We start from the raw sequence: 5484 nt of genomic DNA, 5'->3' as shown, positions 1-5484 counted from the left end.
TCGTGCTCGTCGTCCCACTCCAGCAGCGGGAAGTCCGTGACCCACAGGAAGCGGTCGGGGCCTTCGCCGGGTTCAGGACGCAGCCCGAGGTCGTCGGCCATGTGCAGGCGCAACTGCCCGGCCTGCTCATACACCGTGGGTGTGGAGCCGGCGACCAGCAGCACCAGATCGCCGGGTTCGGCGCCGGCCTGTTCGAAGGCGGCCTCCACGCTCTCTTGCGGGATGGCCTTGGTGCTTACGTTGCACGAGGGCGCCTCCTCGTCTTCGGCTTGCTGGATGTAGATGAGCCCAGCAGCTCCGATGGTGTCGGTTACATAATCCGTGAGGCGATCCATAGCCCCCCGCCCGCGATCGCCCTCACCAGGCACCGGCAGCGCCATAATGCGCCCGCCGTCGTCAATGATCGACTGGAAGACGCGGAATCCGCAACCGTCGAACGCATCGCCCACATCCTCCAGCTCCAGGTCGAAGCGGACATCGGGTTTGTCGGAGCCGTAGGTGCGCATCGCCTCATCGTACGTCATGCGCGGGAAGGGCGTGTCGATCTCTGTATCCTTCAGGTCGGCCCAGAGGTCGGCCATGAGCCCTTCCATCAAATCGTAGACCTGCTCCTCGGTGGCAAAGGTCAGTTCCACATCCACCTGCGTGAACTCGGGCTGGCGGTCGGCGCGCAGGTCCTCATCGCGAAAGCACTTCACGATCTGCACGTAGCGATCCAGGCCCGATACCATCAGGATCTGCTTGTAGGTCTGTGGACTCTGCGGCAGCGCGTAGAAGTGCCCCGGATGCAGGCGGCTCGGCACGAGGAAGTCGCGCGCGCCCTCGGGCGTCGACTTCATGAGCACGGGCGTTTCCACCTCCAGAAAATCATGCCGGTCGAAGAAGCGGCGCGTGGTCTGGTAGAAACGATGGCGCAGCTCCAGATTGCGCTGCAAGGCGGGACGGCGCAGATCCAGGTAGCGGTATTTCAGACGGAGATCCTCGTTCGCATCCACCCGGCTCTCGTCTTGGGTGGACACTACAAACGGCGGCGTATTGCTCACATTGAGCACGGCACACGCATCCCCCTGTACTTCGATGGTGCCGGTAGGCATGGCCGGATTCACCGCTTGATCTTTACGGGCAGCAACCGTTCCGCGCACCGAGATGACGTCTTCGCTTCGGAGCTGCTGGGCTGTTTTGTAGGCTTCCTCATTGGCCTGCGGGCTAAAAACGATCTGCGTGAGGCCGTAGCGGTCGCGCAGATCGATAAACACGAGTCCGCCCAGATCGCGTCGTGTATCCACCCAGCCTTTTAAGACGACAGGGTCGCCTTCGTGCTTGGTGCGCAATTCGCCACAGGTATGGGTGCGCACCCCGTGCGTGTCGGTGGTAATGAGTGCAGAGCGGTCGGCCTCAGCCATGAGTCAGGATCGGATGCAGTGGAGAAATAGCGCAACGCGTTAACATACGACGCACAGTCCGGAATGGGTGCGATCTTCGTGTGAAGGTCACTCTGAAGAAAGCCCTTTCACATCAGGGAGGGCACACGCAGAAGAGACACACGCGAAATGGAAAGCTGGACAGCCCCAGGTGCACATGCGTCCGAAGCGCATATACCCAACGCCAAAAGCGTGCACGTTGGGCACTGTCCAGTGCATAGATTTATTAGTCTTTGGTTGAACTTTATTATAGTATTGGTGTACTTATTGAAATATTCAACATGTACGCCGGCTTGTTACACTTAACACCACAGAACATTATGGCTACTGTTACCCGCTTTACACAGCCCGTTGTCTCGTTCCGCTCTGTTTCGTTCATCCTCGTGGGGATCATTTTATTTGCACTGAGCGCCCTTCCCGCTCAGGCGCAGCAGCCCAACTGGCGCGCCACGCCCACATACGACACGATTTCGCTTTCCAGCGGCTTTAGCCCCGACCCTCAGAGCCACTCTGTGCGCGCAGGGGGAAGTACCGCAATCCCTTTTCAGGGGTGCAGTGGCTACATCCACATGGATGCGCCCGACATGGACCTTAACTACCAGAGCGGCAGCTATCCGCTGAGCATCGAAGTGCAATCTGACGTTGATGTCACGCTTCTGGTGTACACGCCGGACGGCGAGTGGCTCTGCGATGACGACAGCGGCTCAGGCACGAACGCCCGCCTGGAGTTCGATGCCCCGCAGTCTGGCAATTACAACATCTGGGTAGGCACGTACGGCAGTGGCGGAGACACCCCCAGCGCCTCAGTCGTATTCAGCGAGTTGCGTGGGTCGCAGAACGCTTCTACGTCCTCCGCCAGCACCACGCGCAATATCGGTCAGAGCGCTCCGTCGAGCACCCGCTCCTCGGGCACGCTGAACTGGCAGGGCACCGCCACCTACGGCACGGCGCAGCTGTCGGCTGGCTTCTGGCCCGATCCGCACACCACCGAGGTCGTTGCAGGTGGGTCCATTGAGAATCCGATCCAGGGCAATGGCTGTCGGGGCCGTTTGGCGGCAAATGCACCCGACGTGAACCTGGACTACAGCGCGGGCAGTGCCTCGCTGTACATCTACACAGAGACCGATGTGGATGTCACGCTCACTGTGCGCACGCCCAGCGGCGAGTGGTTTTGCAACGACGACGGCGGCGAAGGGCTCGATGCCATGATTGCGTTCAATCGCCCGCAAAGCGGTCAGTATAACATCTGGGTGGGGGCGTATAGCGAATCCGACAACTACTCGACCAGCCGGGTGCACATCTCGGAAATCCAACCGTAACGACAGACGGCCCGTGTGCCGGTTCTCTCTGATCAGTTTGGCAGTGGGCGCGCTGTAAGCCGACGTACACGATTAGCAACACCAACGAAAACAATCCTCTGGGGCGAACGGTCTACCGTTCGCCCTTTTTGTTTTGTGCAATATATCAAAAAATAAGAAGTGGAAATATTGTATCACAGGCCATTCATATGCTGCCCTTTTTGTGATGTTGAAGGGAAGCAGAACCTTCGTGTCCCCTCCTGCACCATACGCAAGCGTGTAGGTGTGCATTCCTGATCGGTAGCTTGTATCTTGGAGGCCCATGCACTCTGCCCCCACCTGCATCTGAACGCTATGCCCACGGTTTCGCTTCGCACCGCCTTTCTTGGGATGTTGTTGCTTGTCATGGCCAGTACGGCCCCACTGCTTGCCCAAGAGCGCGGCATGCAACCCGCCGACTACTACAATCTCCAGATGAGCAGCGACGCTCAGATCTCGCCCGATGGTACACGCACCGTGTTCGTGCGCACCACCATATCCGACGACCGCCGGAGCCGCGAATCCAGCCTGTGGATGACGCCCGCCAACGGCTCAGAAGAGCCGTACGCATTTACGCAGGGCCCGTCCGACCGCAGCCCGCGCTGGTCGCCGAGTGGCGATCGCATTGCGTTCCTGAGTAGTCGCGACGAGAAGCCGCAGCTCTACACCATCCGCACCGACGGCGGCGAGGCCAACGCCGTTACCGAACTGGAGCAAGGCAGCATCCACGCCTACGAATGGCTGCCCGATGGCGAGCACATGCTGCTCACGCTCTCCATCGACCCCACCGTCGACGATCCGACCGAAGAAGCCGACGAGCCCGAGGGGCCGCGTCCCGACACCACCGTGGTGCGCGAGGCCGCGTATCGCACCGGCACCGGCAGCTTCCTGGGCGCCGAGCGCCGCACGCTCTGGCTGCTCACCCTCGACGAGGGCACGCTCACTCCGCTCGTGCGCAGCGCCGACTATCACGTGCACAACGCTACTGCATCGCCCAATGGCGAAACCGTTGCCTTTAACGCCGACCTGACGGGCGAAGAGTTCGATGCCGGGTTCAATCAGGACCTCCACCTGATCACGCTCCCCGATGGCGATATCCGCACGCTCGATACCCCCGACCGCCGCGCCGAACGCCCTGTGTTTGCACCCGATGGCGAGCATCTCCTGTACCATCACACCGCCGATCGCTACGAGCCCACCGAGCTGCACCGCATCCCGGTCGACGGCGGCACGCCCGAGGTGCTGCACGACGGCATGAATCTGAGCACCTCGAACGTGCAGTGGCCCGAGGGACACGACCAGCCGTTCTTCAGTGCCGATTATCGCGGTGCGCGTCCCATTTTTCAGCTTGCCGAGGACAGCGAATCCACCGTGCTCACCGGCGATGACGCCAGCCTGAGCGCGCCCTCGTTTTCGGAGGATGGCTCGCGCATCGCCTATACGCGCAACGACGAAACGACGCCGCCCCAGGTGTGGACGGCCCGCGCCGACGGCTCGGACGCACAGGCGCTCTCGACCTTCAACGCTGAGATGCTCGACTCGCTCGCGGTGCAGCCCTACGAACGCTTCACGTTCGAGCACGACGGCGGCGGTACGCTCGACGGCTTTCTGCTGCGGCCCGTTGGATTCGAGGAGGGCGACTCGTATCCGCTTGTGCTAAACATTAAAGGCGGCCCCGGCGGCATGTGGGGGCATCAGTGGTTTCACGAGATGCAGATGCTCGCAGCAGCGGGATACGGCGTGGTCTTCACCAATTATCGCGGCAGCACCGGCTACGGCCACGACTTTCAGAGCGAGGTGCGCATCGACTACGGCGGCGTCGACTACCGCGACAACATGACGCTGGTGGACGCGGCGCTGGAGCGCTTCGACGGCATCGACAGCGAGCGCCTGCTCATCACGGGTGGCAGTCACGGAGGATTCCTCACCAACTGGATCACGACGCAGACCGATCGCTTCCGCGCCGCCGTTACGCAGCGCAGCGTGAGCAACTGGATTTCGGAGGCGGGTACGCAGGCCTTTCCACCCCGCCAGATGAACGCCGAGTTCGGCGGCTCGCTGTGGACGAACTTCGACTACTACTGGGATCGCTCCCCCTTGCAGTTTGCCGATCAGGTGACCACGCCCACGCTCATCATCCACAGCCAGGACGACCACATCACGCCGATCGGACAGGGCATGGAGTGGTACTACGCGCTGAAGAATGGGGGCGTCCCCACCGAGATGGTGATGTTCGAGGGCGAGGGCCACGGCCTCTCGCGCGGCGGCACGCCGGTTAACCTTGTGGAGCGCCTGAACCAGATGCTGCGCTGGTTTGACCAGTGGGATGAGGCAGAATAGTCAGGCCCAATCTGGGCGCGCCAGGGGGGAACGGGTGGACGTTTTCACGTCCATTCGTTCATACCTCCACACGCTAACGGAGCATGCCGAGTTGATATCATTCCAGCGTCTGCACCTCACTCTGCGGCCATCTTGGCGCGCTCGGCGGCAGTGACGATGCCCTCGGGCTTGGGCATGAACTGCGGTTCGGCCTTCGACGGCGGGGCAAACTCGCCCACAAAGTCGATTTCAGTGTCAAGGTGGTAGCCCGTTTCGGCTTCGACCGTGTCTTGCACACGCGTGATGAGCGCACACACGTCGGCTGCCGTGGCACCGCCGCGATTCACGAAGATGTTGGCATGGCGATGCGTGACCTCGGCCCCGCCGATGCGCATGCCTTTAAGTCC

The 5484-nt window shown here is 61.6% G+C and carries 3 protein-coding genes and 1 pseudogene; 2 read left to right on the top strand and 2 right to left on the bottom strand.

Annotated features, from left to right (window positions below):
- On the bottom strand, positions 1-1403 hold a 1403-nt coding region (aspS, locus tag R6U20_RS08875), incomplete at its 3' end, for an aspartate--tRNA ligase (protein ID WP_410337498.1).
- 338 nt (positions 1404-1741) lie between these two features.
- On the opposite strand from aspS, the gene R6U20_RS08870 reads away from it, so the two are divergent.
- Together R6U20_RS08870 and R6U20_RS08865 are read left to right on the top strand one after the other, a co-directional pair.
- Complete coding sequence (locus tag R6U20_RS08870) at positions 1742-2740, top strand: hypothetical protein (RefSeq protein WP_410337497.1); 999 nt, start codon at positions 1742-1744, stop codon at positions 2738-2740.
- A gap of 333 nt (positions 2741-3073) precedes the next feature.
- Positions 3074-5098, top strand: a complete 2025-nt coding sequence (locus R6U20_RS08865; RefSeq protein ID WP_410337496.1) for a prolyl oligopeptidase family serine peptidase — start codon at positions 3074-3076, stop codon at positions 5096-5098.
- 116 nt (positions 5099-5214) lie between these two features.
- Here the strand turns inward: R6U20_RS08865 and R6U20_RS08860 are convergent.
- Positions 5215-5484: pseudogene (locus R6U20_RS08860) on the bottom strand (UDP-N-acetylenolpyruvoylglucosamine reductase); the annotation flags it as partial.

The organism is Longimonas sp. (assembly GCF_046498435.1).
Taxonomy (GTDB): Bacteria; Bacteroidota; Rhodothermia; order Rhodothermales; family Salinibacteraceae; genus Longimonas.
The sequence above is the reverse complement of the archived record's forward strand: the minus strand, read 5'-3'. Positions and strand labels throughout refer to the sequence as shown.

Coding starts and splice junctions, on each gene's coding strand:
- R6U20_RS08870 (WP_410337497.1), top strand. CDS start 1,742: ATGGCTACTGTTACCCGCTTTACACAGCCCGTTGTCTCGTTCCGCTCT.
- R6U20_RS08865 (WP_410337496.1), top strand. CDS start 3,074: ATGCCCACGGTTTCGCTTCGCACCGCCTTTCTTGGGATGTTGTTGCTT.